This window comes from Burkholderia territorii, from assembly GCF_001718335.1.
GTDB lineage: Bacteria > Pseudomonadota > Gammaproteobacteria > Burkholderiales > Burkholderiaceae > Burkholderia > Burkholderia territorii.
The window spans coordinates 250,965-268,816 of sequence record NZ_CP013367.1 but is presented as its reverse complement, the minus strand read 5'-3'; the positions used below and the strand labels follow the sequence as shown (position 1 = coordinate 268,816).

Annotated in this window: 16 protein-coding genes; 7 read left to right on the top strand and 9 right to left on the bottom strand. The window is 70.4% G+C overall.

Annotation, left to right across the window (positions count from 1 at the left end; genetic code table 11):
• Nucleotides 1-226 precede the first annotated feature (226 nt).
• Genes coxB through WS51_RS27355 form a run of 6 tightly spaced genes read left to right on the top strand, consistent with a single transcriptional unit; the run spans nt 227 to nt 6,353 of the window.
• Nucleotides 227-1,234 carry a cytochrome c oxidase subunit II gene (coxB, locus tag WS51_RS27380; RefSeq protein WP_059951633.1) on the top strand — a complete coding sequence of 336 codons (1,008 nt, stop codon included), beginning with the start codon at nt 227-229 and terminating at the stop codon, nt 1,232-1,234.
• On the top strand, nt 1,231-3,174 hold the full coding sequence (gene ctaD / locus WS51_RS27375; RefSeq protein ID WP_069230114.1) for a cytochrome c oxidase subunit I: 1,944 nt from the start codon (nt 1,231-1,233) through the stop codon (nt 3,172-3,174). Before coxB ends, ctaD begins: the two co-directional genes overlap by 4 nt.
• On the top strand, nt 3,171-3,791 hold the full coding sequence (locus tag WS51_RS27370; protein WP_059505069.1) for a cytochrome c oxidase subunit 3: 621 nt from the start codon (nt 3,171-3,173) through the stop codon (nt 3,789-3,791). The genes ctaD and WS51_RS27370 overlap by 4 nt, the downstream gene beginning before the upstream one ends.
• Nucleotides 3,792-3,802: 11 nt before the next feature.
• Nucleotides 3,803-4,120, top strand: coding sequence for a hypothetical protein (locus WS51_RS27365; protein ID WP_069230362.1), 318 nt, complete (start codon nt 3,803-3,805; stop codon nt 4,118-4,120).
• Nucleotides 4,117-5,070: a cytochrome c oxidase assembly protein gene (locus WS51_RS27360; protein ID WP_081333616.1), complete on the top strand. Its 954-nt coding sequence runs from the start codon at nt 4,117-4,119 to the stop codon at nt 5,068-5,070. Before WS51_RS27365 ends, WS51_RS27360 begins: the two co-directional genes overlap by 4 nt.
• Nucleotides 5,067-6,353, top strand: coding sequence for a cytochrome c (locus WS51_RS27355; protein WP_081333615.1), 1,287 nt, complete (start codon nt 5,067-5,069; stop codon nt 6,351-6,353). Before WS51_RS27360 ends, WS51_RS27355 begins: the two co-directional genes overlap by 4 nt.
• Nucleotides 6,354-6,414: 61 nt before the next feature.
• Here the strand turns inward: WS51_RS27355 and WS51_RS27350 are convergent, their stop codons facing one another.
• The 7 genes from WS51_RS27350 to WS51_RS27320 form a co-directional block, all read right to left on the bottom strand.
• Nucleotides 6,415-6,897, bottom strand: coding sequence for a BON domain-containing protein (locus WS51_RS27350; protein WP_059452391.1), 483 nt, complete (start codon nt 6,895-6,897; stop codon nt 6,415-6,417).
• Nucleotides 6,898-7,291: 394 nt separating this feature from the next.
• On the bottom strand, nt 7,292-8,032 hold the full coding sequence (locus WS51_RS27345) for an FRG domain-containing protein (protein WP_069230113.1): 741 nt from the start codon (nt 8,030-8,032) through the stop codon (nt 7,292-7,294).
• Nucleotides 8,033-8,068: 36 nt separating this feature from the next.
• Nucleotides 8,069-8,467, bottom strand: coding sequence for a CopM family metallochaperone (gene copM / locus WS51_RS27340; RefSeq protein ID WP_069230112.1), 399 nt, complete (start codon nt 8,465-8,467; stop codon nt 8,069-8,071).
• A gap of 66 nt (nt 8,468-8,533) precedes the next feature.
• On the bottom strand, nt 8,534-10,204 hold the full coding sequence (locus tag WS51_RS27335; RefSeq protein ID WP_069230111.1) for a GMC family oxidoreductase: 1,671 nt from the start codon (nt 10,202-10,204) through the stop codon (nt 8,534-8,536).
• On the bottom strand, nt 10,194-10,853 hold the full coding sequence (locus WS51_RS27330) for a gluconate 2-dehydrogenase subunit 3 family protein (RefSeq protein ID WP_059869033.1): 660 nt from the start codon (nt 10,851-10,853) through the stop codon (nt 10,194-10,196). Before WS51_RS27330 ends, WS51_RS27335 begins: the two co-directional genes overlap by 11 nt.
• Complete coding sequence (locus tag WS51_RS27325) at nt 10,850-11,701, bottom strand: hypothetical protein (RefSeq protein ID WP_060272025.1); 852 nt, start codon at nt 11,699-11,701, stop codon at nt 10,850-10,852. The genes WS51_RS27330 and WS51_RS27325 overlap by 4 nt, the downstream gene beginning before the upstream one ends.
• A gap of 44 nt (nt 11,702-11,745) precedes the next feature.
• Nucleotides 11,746-12,846: an enolase C-terminal domain-like protein gene (locus tag WS51_RS27320; protein ID WP_069230359.1), complete on the bottom strand. Its 1,101-nt coding sequence runs from the start codon at nt 12,844-12,846 to the stop codon at nt 11,746-11,748.
• A 157-nt stretch (nt 12,847-13,003) separates the two neighbouring features.
• Between WS51_RS27320 and WS51_RS27315 the strand changes: the two genes are divergently transcribed.
• The gene (locus tag WS51_RS27315; protein WP_069230110.1) at nt 13,004-14,830 is read left to right on the top strand and encodes a thiamine pyrophosphate-requiring protein; all 1,827 of its coding nucleotides are present in this window, start codon (nt 13,004-13,006) and stop codon (nt 14,828-14,830) included.
• A gap of 80 nt (nt 14,831-14,910) precedes the next feature.
• On the opposite strand, the gene WS51_RS27310 is transcribed toward WS51_RS27315, so the two are convergent.
• Together WS51_RS27310 and WS51_RS27305 are read right to left on the bottom strand one after the other, a co-directional pair.
• Nucleotides 14,911-16,689, bottom strand: coding sequence for a glycoside hydrolase family 15 protein (locus tag WS51_RS27310; RefSeq protein WP_069230357.1), 1,779 nt, complete (start codon nt 16,687-16,689; stop codon nt 14,911-14,913).
• A 5-nt stretch (nt 16,690-16,694) separates the two neighbouring features.
• Nucleotides 16,695-17,678 (bottom strand): SDR family oxidoreductase, encoded by a 984-nt coding sequence (locus WS51_RS27305; protein ID WP_069230109.1) that lies wholly within the window; start codon nt 17,676-17,678, stop codon nt 16,695-16,697.
• Nucleotides 17,679-17,852: the final 174 nt, after the last annotated feature.

Below are 17,852 nucleotides of genomic sequence, written 5' to 3'. Positions count from 1 at the left end.
CGCCGGCGTGGCGAATCGCGGGCAGCTTTGTAATTTCGGCGCGTTGCCGTCGCCCCGCGCGTGCCGCGCTTGCGTGGCGCGCGATCGACGTCGAGGAACGCAGCTTGCTGCGGCGCACTGCCCTTTCCCGCCCCCTCGATTCATGATCCGACTCCGCGACGCGCCGTCTTACCGCCGTGCCACCGTTCGCAGACGGGCGGCTGCTCGCCGCATCGCTGCCTGCGCGATGTTGGCCGCCGCGTCGTGCGCGCACGCGGCATGGCCCGATCAGAATGCGCTGCGTCCCGCCGGTGTCCAGGCCGCGCGAATCGCGTTGCTGTGGCACTGGACGCTCGTCGTGTGCGCGCTCGTGTTCGCGGCCGTGCTCGCGATGCTCGCGATGGCGCTGTGGCGCCGCGCAGTGTCCGGTACGACCGCCGACCCGGCGAACGGCGCGCCGCTGCCGCCGGATTCGCGCCGCGAACGGCGTGCGTTGCGCGTGACGCGGGCAGCCACCGCGCTTTCGGTGATCGTGCTGTTCGGCCTGATCGTTGCGGACGTGCTGACCGACCGCGCACTGTCGCGACTGCCGGTTGCGGATGCGCTGCATGTCGAGATGACGGGCTACCAATGGTGGTGGGACGTGCGCTATCCCGGTGCGGGCGGCGAACGAGGATTCGCGACCGCCAACGAATTGCACGTGCCGGTCGGGCGGCCGGTCATCGTATCGTTGAAGGCAGCCGACGTGATCCATACGTTCTGGGCGCCGAACCTGCACGGCAAGAAGGACATGATTCCGGGGCGCGATGCGACGATCGCGTTTCGCGTGGACCACGCCGGCGTGTTTCGCGGGCAGTGCGCGGAGTTCTGCGGGCTCGAGCACGCGCTGATGGCGTTCGTCGTCGTCGCCGAGCCGCAGGCGCAGTTCGACGCGTGGGTTGCGCAGCAGAGCCGGCCCGCCGCCGATACGACGACGGCGTTCGCCGACGCCGGCCGGCGCGCATTCGTGTCGGGCGCCTGCGCGACGTGCCATACGGTGCGCGGCACGTCCGCGTCCGGCACGCTCGGCCCTGACCTCACGCACGTGATGAGCCGCTCGATGCTCGCCGGCGGCACATTCGCGAACGATCGCGCGCATCTCGCACAATGGCTGCGCGCGCCCGGCACGCTGAAACCGGGCACGACGATGCCGGCCAGCACGCTGAGCGTGATGGAACAGCAGGCGGTGGTCGCCTGGCTCGAGACGCTGCGATGAGCACGGATCGCCCGCCGCCTCCCGCGACGCCGCTGCTCGACGGGCCCGCCGGCGGCCAGGCGGCCGTCGATGCGCTCGCGCGCACGTGGAGCGACCGCCCCGGGTTCCTCGGGATGCTCGCGGCCGTCAATCACAAGACGATCGCGCGCCGCTTCGTGATCACGACCCTGACGTTCTTCGTGCTCGGCGGGATGTTCGCCCTCGCGATGCGCACGCAGCTCGCGCATGCCGACAACCGGCTTCTGGGCCCCGCCGCGTACAACCAGTTCTTCACGATGCACGGCACGACGATGATGTTCCTGTTCGCCGTGCCGGTCATGCAGGCGGTCGCCGGCTGGATCGTGCCGCTGATGATCGGCGCGCGCTCGGTCGCGTTCCCGCGCATGAACGCGTACGCGTACTGGGTGTTCCTGTTCGGCGGCCTCACGCTGTACGTCGGCTTCGCGCTCGGCGCGCGTCCCGACGCCGGCTGGTTCAGCTACGTGCCGCTCGCCGGCCCCGACTATTCGACCGGCAAGGGCGCTGACATCTGGGCGCAGATGATCACGTTTTCCGAGTTGTCCGCGCTGATCGAGGCGGTCGTGTTGATCACGACGATCCTGAAACTGCGCGCGCCGGGCATGTCGCTCGACCGGATGCCGCTGTTCGTGTGGGCGACGCTCGTCACGCAGTTCATGGTGCTGTTCGCGATGCCGGCCATCATGCTGTGCAGCACCGCGCTGATCCTCGATCGTCTCGTCGGCACGCATTTCTACAATCCGGCGCGCGGCGGCGATGTGCTGCTGTGGCAGCACCTGTTCTGGTTCTTCGGGCACCCGGAGGTCTATCTGATCTTCATTCCGCCGCTCGGCTTCATTTCGACGATCGTGCCGACCTTCGCGCGCCGGCCCGTATTCGGCTATCCGGCGATGGTGCTCGCGCTGATCGCCACCGCGTTTCTCGCGTCCGGGCTGTGGGTGCATCACATGTATGCGACGAGCCTGCCCGCGCTCGGCAAGAGCTTCTTCACCGCGGCGAGCCTCGCGATCGCGATTCCGTCTGGGATCCAGATCTTCTGCTGGCTCGCGACGCTGTGGCTCGGCCGGCCACGTCTGAAGACGCCGCTGCTGTTCGTGCTCGCGTTCTTCTTCATCCTGGTGCTGGGCGGCCTCACGGGCGTGATGCTCGGCTCGGTTTCGCTCGACCTGCAGGTACACGATACGTACTTCGTGGTCGCCCACCTGCACTATGTGCTGCTCGGCGGCGCCGTGTTTCCGCTGTTCGGCGCGTTCTATTATTGGTTTCCGAAACTGACCGGACGGATGCTCGACGAAACGCTCGGGCGCGTGCAGTTCTGGCTGTTCTTCGTCGGCTTCAACCTGACGTTCTTCCCGATGCACCTGCTCGGCCTCGACGGGATGCCGCGCCGCGTGTGGACCTACCCCGCGCAGCGCGGCTGGGACGGCTTGAACTTCGTCGCCACCGTCGGCGCATGGACGATCGCGCTCAGCGTGCTGGTGTTCGTCGCCAACGTCGTGCGCAGCCGCATGCGCGGCGCACCGGCCGGCGCCGATCCATGGGGCGCGGGCACGCTCGAATGGCTGACACCGAGCCCGCCGCCGCCGCACAACTTCGACATGCTGCCGGTGGTGCACGGCCCGGAGCCGCTATGGGAGCCGGCGCGCGAACCGCGCTGCGTATCGGGGCTCGCGACGGATCGTCGCGAAGTGCTGACGACCACCGCGCTCGATGCGACGCCGGACCTGCGCCCGCTGTTCCCCGGCCCGTCGCTGTGGCCGTTCGCAAGCGCGGTCGCGACGACGATCCTGTTCATCGGCTCGATCTTCACGCCATGGGCGGTCGTCTGGGGCGCGGTCCCCGTCACGGCGGCGCTGATCGGCTGGTTCTGGCCGACGCGCCGCGAAACGTCACTCGCACGCGAACGGGAGCGACGGCCATGAGCGATGCGCGCGCACATGGCAGCTCGCCGGACACGCTGGACGTGAGCGCATTGCCGACCTACGCGCACGGCCCGCGCAGCGTGACGTGGTGGGCGACGGGCGGCCTGATGCTGATCGAGGGCACCGTCTTCGCGATCGCGCTGATGACGTATTTCTATCTGCGCAGCCTGGCGGGGCACTGGCCACTCGGCGCACCGCCGCCCGCGGCATGGGCGGGCACGCTCAACACCGTGCTGATGCTCGCGAGCCTGTTGCCGAACTTCGCCGCACAGCGCGCGGCGCAACGCAGCGATCTCGTCGGCGCGCGCACGTGGCTCGCCGTGTGCGCCGCTTGCGCGTGGGGATTCATCGTCGTGCGCGCCTTCGAATTCGGCACGCTGAACGTCGACTGGTACACGAATGCATACGGTTCCGTGGTGTGGTTGCTGGTGGGTCTGCATACGACCCACCTGATCACCGATGCAATCGATACGTCCGTGCTCGCCACGCTGCTGTTCGTCGGACCGTTCGAAGGCAAGCGCTTCGGCAACGTCGGCGAGAACGCCCTTTACTGGTATTTCGTCGTGCTGAGCTGGCTGCCGATCTATGCAACCGTCTATCTCGTGCCGAGACTCTGAGGAGGATGCCGATGCGAATCTGGATCGCGTTGCTCGGCGCGCCGTCGGTCGTGCTCGCCGTGCTGTCGGTCGACTACGCGCTGGCCGGGCCCGCGTGCGCGTGGCGCAGTGCATCACCGATCCTCGCGCTGACGGGCGCGGCTGCGACAGCCACCGCCGCATGCGCGGTGCTCGCCTGGCGCACGCCGGCGGCGCATCGCCAGGCGATCGACGCGGGTGCGCCGCGTGCACTGCTGGCCCGAGTCGGCGCATGGGCCGGCGCGCTGTCGACGTTCGCGCTGGTCGCGTTCTGGATCGCATCGTGGATCGTCCCGGTTTGCGCGTCATGACGACGGCGACCGCAATCGCGACCGCGTGCACGGGACGCACGGTGTGTGCGCGCCTGCGCCGCGCGATGCTGCCGGCCGGTGCACTCGCATCGGCGGCTCACGCGCATCCGCTCGCGGCCGGCAGTGCGGGCGGGAATCCGCTCGGCTGGCCGTTCGAGCCGGTCGTCATCGCGCTGCTCGCGGCTGCGGCCATCGCTTACGCGCTCGGCTATCGACGGCTCGCCCGGCAAAGCCGGCATGGGCGTGCGCGGCTCGCGCGACGCGCGGCGGCTTTCGCGGCCGGCATCGCGACGCTGTTCATCGCCCTTTGCACGCCGCTCGACACGCTGAGCAGCGTGCTGTTTTCCGCGCATATGGTTCAGCACGAGCTGCTGATGATCGTCGCGGCGCCGCTCGCCGTGCTCGGGCGGCCGCTGCCGACTTGGCTGTGGGCGCTGCCGCCGCGCGCGCGGCTGCGCACCGCCCGTTGGGTGCGCTTGCGCTGGCTGCGCGCGACCTGGCGCGCGGCGACCGCGCCCGTCCCGGCATGGCTGCTGCACGCGGCAGCTCTGTGGATCTGGCATATCCCGCGCTGCTTCGATGCAGCGCTCGCGTCGCCGGTCGTGCATACGTTGCAGCATGCGAGCTTTCTCGGCAGTGCGCTGCTGTTCTGGCGCGCCACGTTCGACGATGCCGCGCGGCCCGCGCACGGCGCGTCGGCGGCGTTGTCGCTGTTCACGACGATGGTGCATACGGCCGCGCTCGGCGCACTCATCACGCTGTCGCCGGGCATCTGGTACGTGCCGTATGCGGAAACAGCGCCGTCGCTCGGCATCGCGCCGCTCGACGATCAGCAACTGGGCGGGCTCGTCATGTGGGTGCCGGCCGGGCTCGCGTACGTCGCGGCCGCGCTCGCGATCGCGGCGCGCTGGCTGCGGCGCCCGGCGGGCATGCACGCGGAGGCCCCATGATCCATTCGACGCGCGCGCGGATGCTGCTCGCCGTGACGACGGTCGCGCTCACCGTTGCGCAGCCGGGCTGGGCGCGCGATCCCGATCCGGCGCTCGTCGAGCGCGGCGCGTACCTCGCCCGGATCGGCGATTGCGCCGGTTGCCATACCGCACCTGCCGGCGGCATCCCGTATGCGGGCGGCCAAGGCCTCGGCTCGCCGTTCGGCACGATCACGACGACCAACATCACGCCGGACCCGCTGTACGGCATCGGCCGCTATACGCTCCGGGATTTCGACCGCGCATTGCGACGCGGCATCGCGCGCGGCAACAAGCCGCTCTACCCGGCCATGCCTTATGCATCGTTCTCGAAGCTGACCGACGACGACGTGCGCGCGCTGTACGCATACATGATGCTCGGCGTGAAGCCCGTCGCGCGCCCGGCGCCGCCGAGCGACGTCGCGTTCCCGTTCAACCAGCGCTGGACGCTCGTGTTCTGGCAGTGGGCATTCGCGCCGCGCCACGTCTACGTGCCGCGCGCGGATCGGGATGCGCGCTGGAACCGCGGCGCGTATCTCGTGCAGTCGCTCGGCCACTGCGGCGCGTGCCATACGCCGCGCGGCCCGGCGTACCAGGAGCGCGGCTATGACGAATCGTCGGCGCGGTGGTTGACCGGCGGTACGAACGACCACTGGTTCGCGCCGAACCTGACCGGCGATCCGGGCGCCGGGCTGGGCCGGCTCGACGCCGCAGAGATCGCCGCATTCCTGAAGACCGGGCACGCGGCCGGTTTCGCGGCATTCGGCACGATGGTCGCGCAGATCGAGGACGGAACGCAGTATCTGAGCGACGACGACGCGCGTGCGATCGCCGTTTTCCTGAAATCGCTTCCGCCGCGCCAGCCGACCGGCGGTTATTCGCCGCGCGCGACGCCGGCGCCGGTGCGGCACGGCAGCCGCGTGCCGGACGCGCAGTCGACCGGCTCGAACGTCTACCGTTCGGCCTGCGCGCGTTGCCACGGCGCGGACGGCATGGGCGCACCGCCTGCATTCCCGCGCCTCGCCGGCAATCCGGCTGTCCTCACGGCCGACACGACGTCGCTGATCCGCCTGCTGGTGGAAGGCGGCAACTCGCCACATACCGAGAGCGGGCCGCCGCGCACGTCGATGCCGGCGTTCGCCGGGGAACTGACGGATGCGCAGATCGCGGCGGCGCTCACGTGGATCCGCACCGCATGGGGAAACGACGCGCTGCCCGTCACCGCCAACGACGTATCGAGCCTGCGCGAGAAGCTGCACAAATAGCCACGCGGCGCGCCGTGCCGCCGACATGCGGCGCGGCCCGGCGGCACGCCGCCGCGCCACGTCAGTGCATCGGGCCGCCGGGCGGCGCCTTGTATTCGCTGCGCGCGCCCATCGCGTCCTCGACGGTCTGCACGCCGCGCAGTCCGGCCACGCCGTCGACGACGGCATGGCGCTCCGCCTCTTCCACCTGCCCGCTCAAGCGCACATGCCCGTGCTCGACCGTCACGTCGACGTCGCGCGGACGTCCGACCAGATGGCCCAGCGCGGCGCGCACGCGTTCGGCGACTTGCGCGTCGTCCGCGTCACCCGCGAGCCAGTCGGCACGCAGCCCGGCAATCGTGCCGCGCGCACGGTCGGCCGCGCGCTTTGCCTGCGTGCTCGCGTAGTGGGCCACGCCGTGCTGGCCCGCAACGGCCTTGTCGCGCACATAGGCGCGCCGCCGCTTGCCCGACGCCGGATCGAGGAAATACATCGCCGCCGCCCCGCACGCGACGGCCACCGCAAGATTCAACAGCGGGTTGTTCGAACGAGTTCTGGAAGTCATGTGAGCACCGTAATCGATACCCGGAACCGCCGGGCTTCGCCGTCACGGGCAGCATGCGCCGTTCCTCGGCCGCACGGCGATGCGCGCCCGCAGCGTGCAGCAGCCGGGACCGTCGCGCGGCAACGCGACGCGCCCGAAATGACAAGCGCTTGAAAAATCCTCGGTTCGTGCGCCATGCGGAGTGAACCGCGCCGCACGTCATGCGGTGCGGCCGACGCTTGATGGATGGCCGGCTCTGCGCATCGTCCCGGCATGCCCCGACGGTGGCGCCCGGTGCAGCCACCGGCTGCGCACAGCCATGCCCGGCAATCGGGCGACGAATACGAATAGCATCCGAAACCGGCGTGCCGAGCCCGCCCCTTTGCCTGAAGACACGCAGGTCATGCCGCGACGCTTATCGCGGCGCATGCGTGTCCTCGTCGTCGGGAAAAAAGCGGATGACCGTTAGTTGCGCAATGCCGTCGAGGTCGGGAAAGATCGTCCCGATGCTGACGCCGACTCCGGCAAGCTGGCGGCGAATCGCGGCAAAGCGCTCGCCGGGCACGACGATGCGCGTGAGCCGCCCGGCCAGATCGGGATCCTCGTCGAGCGGCTGAAAGCGTCTCGCACCGGCATCGTAGCGGTGAATCGTGAACCAGCCGTCCTGCGCGGTGATTCGCGGCATCACGTGACGCGGCCGAAACACCTTCGTGCGCGTGACCTCGAGTGGCGCGCGCCGCTCGCCGGCCGTCGCGATGTCGTCCGCGTCGAACGACAGACACCACACCACCCCGTCGCCGCCGGTGCCGTTCGCGTTCCTGACCGCGAACCACAGCGCCGCCAGCGCATTGCCCGACCAGTCGAGCAACCGGGTGTGCATCCCGTGCTGCTGTGCGAGGGCGAGCCAGTCGCACGCATCGAGATTCGGCGCGGGGTCGAGGTGCGGGAGCGCGCGCCGCATGAATTCGTCGAGCATGCGCGCCTCCACGTCGGGCGACGCGCGTTGCCTTGCGATGCTCGGCACGAGCGGCCAGCCGACATTGCATTGGCCGCGAAACAGCCGCGAGGCCGTCGCATCGTTCGCGGTGCCGATCATGCTCATGTAATCGGCGACGCTTTCTATCGCGTCGCTCGTCGGACGTCTTTCACGCTCCATTGCCGCCTCCACGTTGCGGCGCGCGATGATCGCGGGTCACGGCGTCGCACCGTGCTCCTTCTGCCAGCGCTCCATCAGCGCGATCTCGTCGCGCTGCGCGGCGATGATGCGCGTCGCGAGCTGCCTCAGCGCCGGGTCCTTGCCGTACTTCAGCTCGACTTGCGCCATGTCGATCGCCCCCTGGTGATGCGGCGCCATGTGCGACACGAAATCCCGATCGGCGTCGCCGGTATAACGCGCGCCCTCCATTGCCTCCATCATCTTGCCGTCCGCGCGCTTGTACGCCTGTGTCGACGTGTCGGGCACGCGCGCGGTGTCAGGCGGGCGCAACTGGCCCCAGGCCGGCGATACGGGGGCGGTCGCGGATACGGCCAGCACCGCGCACGCGGCGCACAGCCGGATCGCGTTGGCCGGGCGGCGAATGAAAACGTCCATGTCGTGGCTCCTGGATGGTTGAAAGAGAAAGTGCGCGGCGCGCACGCGGTGCGGGAAGGCCGCGGCCTATCGCCAGCGTGCGCGCGCGTGCGCGTCGCCGCGCGCGACGAGCGCGCGGATGCGATCGGCCGTGCGGCATGCGATCGCCTGGATCGTCAGCGACGGGTTCACGCCGCCGACGGTCGGAAACACCGAACCGTCGCAGACCCACAGATTCGGGATGTCCCAGCTGCGGCAGTCGGCATCGACGACGCTCGTTGCCGGGTCGTCGCCCATGCGCGCGGTGCCCGCCAGGTGACAGGTGTCGTCCTGCTCGTTCCAGATGTCGCGCGCGCCGGCGGCTTCGAGCGATTGCCCCATCTGCGCGAATGCGTGACGCATCATCCGCCGGTCGTTGTCGTCGTACGAATAGGTGACGCGCGCGATCGGCAGCCCGAATGCGTCGCGCTCGTCGGCGAGCGTCACGCGGTTCTCCGCGCGCGGCAGCGTCTCGCCGACGATCTTCAGTCCGGCCTGGAAGTTGTAGCGCGCCATTTCGCGCTTCAGCGCGTCGCCCCACACCCCGCGTCCGGCGATCTTGCGCGCCCATTCGATCGGCAGCGGCCCCTGGCTCATCCAGCAGTAGCCGCCGAAGAAATCCTTGCCTTCGTCCGCGTAATTCCAGTGCTCGGTGATCGACAGCGACGGCGGTCCCTTGTACCAGCGCACTTCGTCGTCCATCGTCCCCCACGATGCCTGGTTCAGCTGCGCCATCATGTAGCGGCCGACCAGGCCCGAGCTGTTCGCGAGGCCTTGCGGATGGCGTCCGGTCGCGGACAGCAGCAGCAAGCGCGGCGTCTCGATCGCGTAACCGGCGACCACGACGTTGCGCGCGCGCTGGAAATGCGTGCGGCCGTCGCGCCGGTAATGCACGCCCGTCACGCGATCGCCTTGCGCGTCGATCCGCAACGCCATCGCGAGGTCGCGTACTTCGGCGCCGGCCGCGACCGCGCGCGGAATCCACGTGACCAGCGCGCTCTGCTTCGCGTTAGTCGCGCAGCCGGCGATGCAGAAGCCGCGATACACGCACGGATGCGCGCGGCCGCGCGGGGCGGACAGCGTCGCGAGCGGCGTCGGCGTCCAGTCGATGCCGAGCGCCTCGGCGCCGCGCGCGAGCACGAGCGCAGCCGCGTTGAGTTCGTGCGCGCGGTACGGATAGCGCGGGCGCGGCGGCCCCCACGGGTAGCGCACCGGCCCGCTGATCTTCAACGCCTGCTCGACCTCGCGGTAGTAGCGCCACATCTCGCGCCAGTCGAGCGGCCAGTCGACGCCGTAGCCCAGCGCGCTGCGCGAGCGGAACCATTCGGGCCGAAAGCGCAACGACACCATCGCGAAGTGAACGGTGCTGCCGCCGACCGCGCGGCCGCTGTTGTTGGTGCCCAGCGTCAGCGGATCGGCGCCGTCGCAGATCCGCTCGTCGGTCCAGAACAGCTTGTGCTGGTGCGACTCGTCCGATGCGAATTCCTCGAGCGGGCGCCACCATGCGCCCGCATCGAGCGCGACGACCGAGAAACCGTGTTCGGCGAGGCGGCACGCGAGCGTGCCGCCGCCGGCACCGGTGCCGACGATCACGAAGTCGACCGGCTCGTCATCGCGGAACATCCGCATCGGCGACCAGCCGCCGACGCGCAGCGGATCGGGCGCGCGCCCATCGCAACCGCGCGGCTTGCCGTCGAACGACGATGCGTCAGCGGTCATCGCGATCGCCCTCCCCGTCCACCTGCGCCTCCCACGGATCGCGCCGGTTGAAATCCATTCGCACGTAGCCGCGCGGGCTCGCCGGCCCGCCGAAGCCGATCTCGTTCCAGGCGAACGGATGGCTGTAGTACGCGCCGCACAGGTCCATCAGCACACGCTTCGCGAAGAACGTGCGCGGGTCCATGCCGGCCCACGCCGCTTCGACCCGGCGGTCGATCCTGCCTTGCTGGACCGCATGCAGCAGCGCATCGGCCGCCTTCCCGTCGAGCGATGCGAACGGGCGATCGTGCGCATGCCGCGCCATCGCGTCGAGCGCCGCGAGCCCCGTATGCCACGCGGCACGCAGCGGCGGCAGACGCGCGTCGCGATAGCCGTCGCCTTCGTCGGCCGCGAGTCGCGCATCGACCAGCGCGGCAGTCGGCACCGTGCCGGCGTCGCCCGGCTCCTGCGGCACGATGCGCGCGCACAGCGCGTCGAGCGTCGCGAACTGCGCGGCATCGAGATGGCGCGGCGCTGACGCGGCGACGCGCAGTCGTGCGTCGATCGCGCGGCGCGTCGCATCGTTCCACGATGGCGTGTCGCGCTTGGCCAGCACGTCGTATCCGGAATAGCGCGGCAGCGCGACGGGCTTGTCGTTCGCGGGTTTCATCGCGCCTCCCCTTCCGACAGCGCGGTCGCGGCGAGACCGGCGATCGCGAGTGCGGTGAAGCTCGGCGGCGCCGGCAGCGGCGGCCCCGACAGCACGTTCTGCGACCAGTTGCGCCAGCCGCCCATCTGCCGCGCGATACCGCGTGCATGAAACGCGACGCCGACGAAACCGAGCACGGCCGTCACGCGCATCGACCAGCGACACCAGCGCCGATCGACGGACGGCCGCGACAGTGCGAGCTGCGCGGCCGCGAGCGCGGCCACCGGCGGCACGACGATCGGCATGAACATCGCGCGATGCTGGAACGCACCGCGAAAATGCAGCAAGCCGACTTCGCCGAGCGTGCCGACGAGCCCCGCCGCGACGAGCCCGGCGAGCGCACGGGCGGCCGGCAAGCCGGCGAGCCGGGGCGTGTCGGCCGGGCACGCGCGCAGCCGCTCGCCGGCCGCGCCGAGCATGCCCGACAGCAGCAGCGCGAACGGCGCGCCGAGCGGCGCACCGTAGAACAGGTTGTGCCAGCTGAACCCGCCCGGCCGCTTCGTCACGTTGTACACGTGGAACGCCGACCCGGCGATGCCCACGGCGGCCGACGCCACGTGCACCGCGTCGCGCAGCCGGTGACGTTCGGGCGTGTCGTCCGCGTGGCCGTGCACGCTCGCGAGCACGGACAACGTCGACGCCACCAGTGGCGCGATCATCGCGCGGTTGTGGATCGTGCCGCGGTAGTGCTCGACACCGCTGTCGGCGAGCACCGAACCGGCGAGCAGCAGCGCGCTGCGATTCAGCAGGCGCGCGGCATCGACGAGCAACGTGTCGTGCTCGGCCGCGCGGTGTCGGGCGTGTCGCATCGGTCCTCCTTGTTCGTGACGGTTGTCCGGAGCGTCGGATTCATTCAGATCGCGAACTCCTCGACGTCGGCCGCACGCAGGTCGAGCCCTAGCCCGGGGCGCGCGGCATCGATCTCGAGTGCGCCATCGACGAGCGTCGGCGCACCGTCGAACATCATTCGCTCGATGCGTACGTGATCGTGGAACCACTCGACATGACGCATGCGCGGCGCGGCGCAACCGACTTGCCGATGCAGCGCCGGCGCGCAATGCGCGGACAGGTCGACGTGATGCGCATCGGCCAGCGCGGCCGCCGCGAGAAAACCGCTGACGCCGCCGCAGCGCGTCGCGTCGGCCTGTAGCACGTCAACCGCACGGCCTTCGAGCAGACGCCGGAAATCGTCCGGCGTATAGGCGTATTCGCCGGCCGCGACATCGACCCGCGCGCCGACGTGCTCGCGCACGAACCGCAGGCCGGCGACGTCGTCGCTGCTGACCGGCTCCTCGAACCAGCGGATCGCGCAATCGGCAACCGACTCGGCGAATGCGAGCGCGGTGCGCGGCGCATATGCGCCGTTCGCATCGACGAACAGGTCGACGTCGGCGCCGAGCGCGTCGCGCGCAACCCGCACACGCGACGGATCGCGTGCGTCCGGCACGCCGATCTTGATCTTGCACGCGCGAATGCGTTCGCCGCGCCAGCCGTCGAGCTGCGCGGCGAGCGTCGCGTCGTCGTAGGTCGTGAAGCCGCCGCTGCCGTACACGGGCACGCGCTCGCGCCGACGGCCGAGCAGGATCGCGAGCGGTACGCCGGCCAGCTTCGCCTTCGCATCCCACAACGCGATGTCGAGCGCGGAAATGGCCGTGGCCGCGACACCGGCCCGTCCGACATTGCGTACCGCGCGCCACAGCGCATCGGCGGCGGCCGGGACATCGGCGAGTGGCCGGTTTCGCAACACGTCGGCCAGCAGCGACATCGCGAGCGGCGCCGCGCTCGCGTCGGTGTACGTATAGCCGAGCCCCGTCACGGGCCCCGCGTCGATCTCGACCACGACGATCGTCGTCGCGTCCCATGCGTACGTGCCGTCGGCTTCGGGCCGATCGGTCGGTATCCGGTACGCGCGGGCGCGCACGTCGTCGATCGTCGGTGCCGCGGAAAGTGCCATCGTCGTGCTCCGGATTGCTTTTTTGCGTGCACCGTCCGCGTGCAACGCGCGTGCCCGATGCGGCGGCGCGGCACACGCCTTGCGCGACGCCCGGCAGCGCCGCGCAAGCCATCGCATGCGCGGCTCATCGGCTCTTCCGGAAACAAGGAGAAACGGCATGGCGACAGTGGCGAATTTCATCGTCGAACGGCTGTACGACTGGGGCGTGCGCCGCGTGTACGGCTACCCGGGCGACGGCATCAACGGCTTCTTCGGCGCGCTCGGCCGGGCCGGGGGCAAGATCGAATTCATCCAGGCACGCCACGAGGAAATGGCGGCCTTCATGGCGTCCGCGCATGCAAAATTTACAGGCGAGCTGGGCGTGTGCGTCGCGACCTCCGGCCCCGGCGCCGCGCATCTCGTGACCGGCCTGTACGATGCGCGGCTCGATCACATGCCGGTGCTCGCGATCGTCGGCCAGCAGGCGCGCGCGGCGCTCGGTGGCCATTATCAGCAGGAGGTCGATCTCCCGGCCCTTTACAAGGACGTTGCGGGCGCATTCGTCCAGCTTGCGGTCGTGCCGGGCCAGGTGCGCCATCTCGTCGATCGCGCGGTACGCATCGCCGTCGGCGCGCGCACCGTCACCGCGCTGGTGCTGCCGAACGACCTGCAGGAACTCGACTACGCGCCGCCCAAGCGCGCGCATGGCACCGTGCACTCGGGCGTCGGCTATACGGCGCCGAAGGTCGTGCCATACGCCGACGATCTGCAGCGCGCGGCCGATGTGCTCAATGCCGGCAAGAAGGTCGCGATGCTGGTCGGCGCGGGCGCGCTACGCGCGACCGACGAGGTGATCGCGGTGGCCGACCGGCTCGGCGCGGGCGCCGCGAAGGCGCTGCTCGGCAAGGCGGCGCTGCCCGACAACCTGCCGTGGGTGACCGGCTCGATCGGGCTGCTCGGCACCAAGCCGAGCTACGAGCTGATGACCGGATGCGACACGCTGCTCGTCGTCGGCTCGGGCTTCCCGTATTCGGAATTCCTGCCGAAGGAAGGCCAGGCGCGCGGCGTGCAGATCGACCTGAAGGCCGACATGCTGAGCCTGCGTTATCCGATGGAGGTCAACCTCGTCGGCGACAGTGCCGAAACGCTGCGTGCGTTGCTGCCATTGCTGAAGGAGCGGCAGGACACGGGCTGGCGCGACCAGATCGCGAAATGGAACGCGGACTGGCACGAGACGCTCGCCGCGCGCGCGGCCGCGAAGGCGAGCCCGGGGCGCGGCGTGAATCCGCAACGCGCATTCACCGAGCTGTCGCCGCGGTTGCCCGACGACGTGATCCTGACGAGCGATTCGGGATCCTGCGCAAATTGGTATGCGCGCGACCTGATGATACGGCGCGGAATGATGGGCTCGCTGTCGGGCGGCCTCGCATCGATGGGCGCGGCGGTACCGTATGCGATCGCCGCGAAGTTCGCGTATCCGGTACGCCCGGTGATCGCGATGGTCGGCGACGGCGCGATGCAGATGAACAACATGGCGGAGCTGATCACGGTCGCGAAGTACTGGCGGCAGTGGCCGGACCCGCGCTGGATCTGCATGGTGCTGAACAACGAGGATCTGAACCAGGTGACGTGGGAACAGCGCGTGATGGAAGGCGACCCGAAACTCGACGCGTCGCAGCAGATACCGAACGTGCCGTACTACCGCTTCGCGACGCTGCTCGGGCTGAAGGGCATCTACGTCGACGATCCGGAACAGCTCGGCGCCGCGTGGGACGAGGCACTCGCATCCGACCGCCCCGTCGTGCTCGAGGTCAAGAGCGATCCGGAAGTGCCGCCGCTGCCGCCGCACGTGACGCTGCAGCAGGCCAAGCATTTTGCCGAATCGCTGATGAAGGGCGACCCGCGCGAAGCGAACGTGATCGTCGAGACGGCGCGACAGGTGCTGTCGGCCGTGCTCCCGGGTAACGGCGAGCACGGCGGCAAGGGAGGCAAGCACGAGTCGTAGCGCACGACGCGCGGCACGGGCACTGGCACGCGCGCGCGTCGCGTCGCGCTGCCCCGGCGGGTGCGGTACAGCGCGGCGCGTCAGCCGATATCGACGTCGTCGCGCCCGTCGCCCTGCAGCGCGAGCGCCGCGTTGACCAGCCCGACCTGCCCGAGCGTAAAGGGAAAATTCCCGCACATGCGCCGTGCCTTCACGTCGTATTCCTCGGACAGCAGCCCGACGTCGTTGCGCAAGCCCAAAAGCCGCTCGAACAGCGCGTGTGCGTCGGCGTCGCGCCCCTGCATCCGGTACACCTGCGCGAGCCAGAAGCCGGCCGCGACGAACGCGCCCTCGGTGCCCTCGCATCCATCCCTGAAACGCGGCGGCCGGTAACGGAACGGCAGACCATCCTCGAGCAGCTCGTGCTCGATCGCGGCGACCGTCGCCGCGACGCGCGGATCCGCCGCATCGAGCATTCCGGTCAGCGGAATCAGCAGCAGGCTGATGTCGAGCCCGTCGCCGTCGTAGCGGTCGACGAAACGGCCGAGCTTCGGGTGATAGCCGCGGGCGAGCACATCCGCGCGCACGGTATCGGCCCAGCGTCGCCATTCGTCGAGCGGCGCGTGATGGCCGAACGCGCGTGCGGAACGATATGCACTTTCGACGGCGGCCCACACCATCACCTTCGACGACGTGAACGGGTACCGGCCGCTGCGCACCTCCCAGATCCCTTCGTCCGGCTCTCGCCAGATCGTCGCGAGATGGTCGAGGAGCCGGCGCTCGAGCGTCCACGCATCGTCGTCGGGCGGCAGTCCGTGCCGGCGCGCCTGATACAGCGCGGCCAGCACCTCGCCGTAGACGTCCAGCTGCAGTTGTTCGGCCGCCGCGTTGCCGAAGCGCACCGGCCGCGCGCCTTCGTAACCGGCCAGGTGCGCGGCCGTCCATTCGTCCGCGCGCCGGCCGCCGTCGGCCGCGTACAGCACCTGCAATTGCGCGGGGTGATCGGCGATCGCGCGTACCAGCCAGTCCCGCCAGCGCGCGGCCTCCTCGCGGTAGCCGCAGCGCACCAGCGCGCGCAGCGTGAAGCTCGCGTCGCGCAGCCAGCAGAATCGGTAATCCCAGTTGCGCACGCCGCCGAATCGTTCGGGCAGCGAGCTCGTCGGCGCCGCGATGATGCCGCCGGTGCGCACGCTCGACAGCAGCTTCACGGTGATCAGCGCGCGCTCGATCGCGTCGCGATACGGGCCTTGCGCCGCATTGCACTTCGACCACACGCGCCAGAACGCCTGCGTGTCGCGCAGCGACGCGTACGCGTCGGGCACCGACGGCGGCCGGTCGAACGAACGCGCGTAGCTGATGCAGAAATCCGCGCGCTCCCCCGCCGCGATCCGGTGAGTGCCGACGAGCCGGTCGTCGCGCACGTCGAGGTGCACGTCGGCATCGAGCCACATCGCATCGCCGCCCGTCGTCATTCGCCAGCGCCGGCCGAGACGGCGGCACCACGGCAGCGCGTGGCCGTAGTCGAAGCGCACGCCGAGATCGACGTCGAACTCGACCGTGCCGCGCTCGCCGCGCACACTCCGAATCAGGCACGGGTCGGCCGCGGCCCAGCTCATCCAGTCGATCACGACGGCGCAGCCCGACGCGGTCTCGAACGTCGTCTCGAGCACTGCGGTGCCGGGCAGGTAGCGGCGCGTCGCGCGGGCGTCCGGGTCGCGCGGCGCGATACGGAAACGGCCGTTCTCGGGCGTGCCGACGAGTGCGGCGAAGCACGGCGGCGAGTCGAAGTCCGGCCAGCACAGCCAGTCGACGCTGCCGTCGAGCGCGACGAGCGCGGCGCTGCGGCCGTCGCCGATCAGCGCGTAGTCCTCGATCCGCATCGCGCTCACCGGTTCAGCTTGCGCGCGGCGACGAAACTCGCCGCGAGCACCGCGCAGATCGCGCCGAACGCGAGCGCGCGCGATGCGCCGAGCCCAGCCTCGGCGCCGGTGCGGCGGGCTTCCGAACTGAACGCGCCGCGTGTCGCATGATGGCCCGGCACGGGTTGCCACAGGTTCGATTCGCGCGGGCCGGCCGGCTCCGCGCGTTGCTGGCCGCGCACCGCCGTGTGTGCGAGATAGCGATCGAACAAGCCGGGCGCGAGCGCGTTCGCGACGATCGCGGCAAGCGACGACCAGCCGACCCAGCGCTCGCGGCACGGATGGCGCGCCGCCTGCACGATCGCGTCGGCCGCCACCTCCGGCGCATAGACGGGCGCAACGGGGCGTGGCGCGTGCGGCAGCGCGGAGGCGGCCCAGTCGAACTGCGGCGTGTCGATCGCAGGCAGTTGCACCATCGTCACGCGCACGCGGCTGCCCGCATGCAGCAGCTCGCAGCGCAGTGCGTCGGTGAAGCCGCGAATCGCATGTTTCGCGCCGCAGTACGGCGCCTGCAGCGGAATCGACCGGTACGCGAGCGCGGAGCCGACCTGCACGATCGTGCCGCGATTGCGCGCGGCCATCCGCGCCAGTGCCGCGCGTGTGCCGTACACACAGCCGAGATACGTGACCTCGGTCACGCGCGCGTAGTCTTCCGGCGCGATCTCGTCGAACGGAGCGAACACCGTCACCATCGCGTTGTTGACCCACACGTCGAGCGGGCCGAGTTCGTTCTCGATGCGCTCGGCGGCCGCATCGAGCGCGGCGGCGTCGCTGACGTCGACGGCAATCGGCAGTGCCTCGACACCATAGGCGCGCACTTCGCGTGCGGTGTCGTCCAGCGCGCGCTGATCGCGCGCGAGCAGCGCGACGTTCGCGCCGCGCCGCGCAAACGCATGGGCTGTCGCACGGCCGACGCCGGCGCTCGCACCCGTGATCGCGACGGTCTTCACGTCGGTTCCTCCGGTTTCCCTGACGGTGGGCGGTGGGCGGCACGCGGCGGGGACGCTCCCCGAGCGGCGTGCCGGAACACGATCGGCATAGCAAACGACGTGCCGCGCACCGTGATCCGGGCGCGCCATGGACGGTCGTCCAATTTACAAGCGGGCTGTAACGCGCAGCGCGCT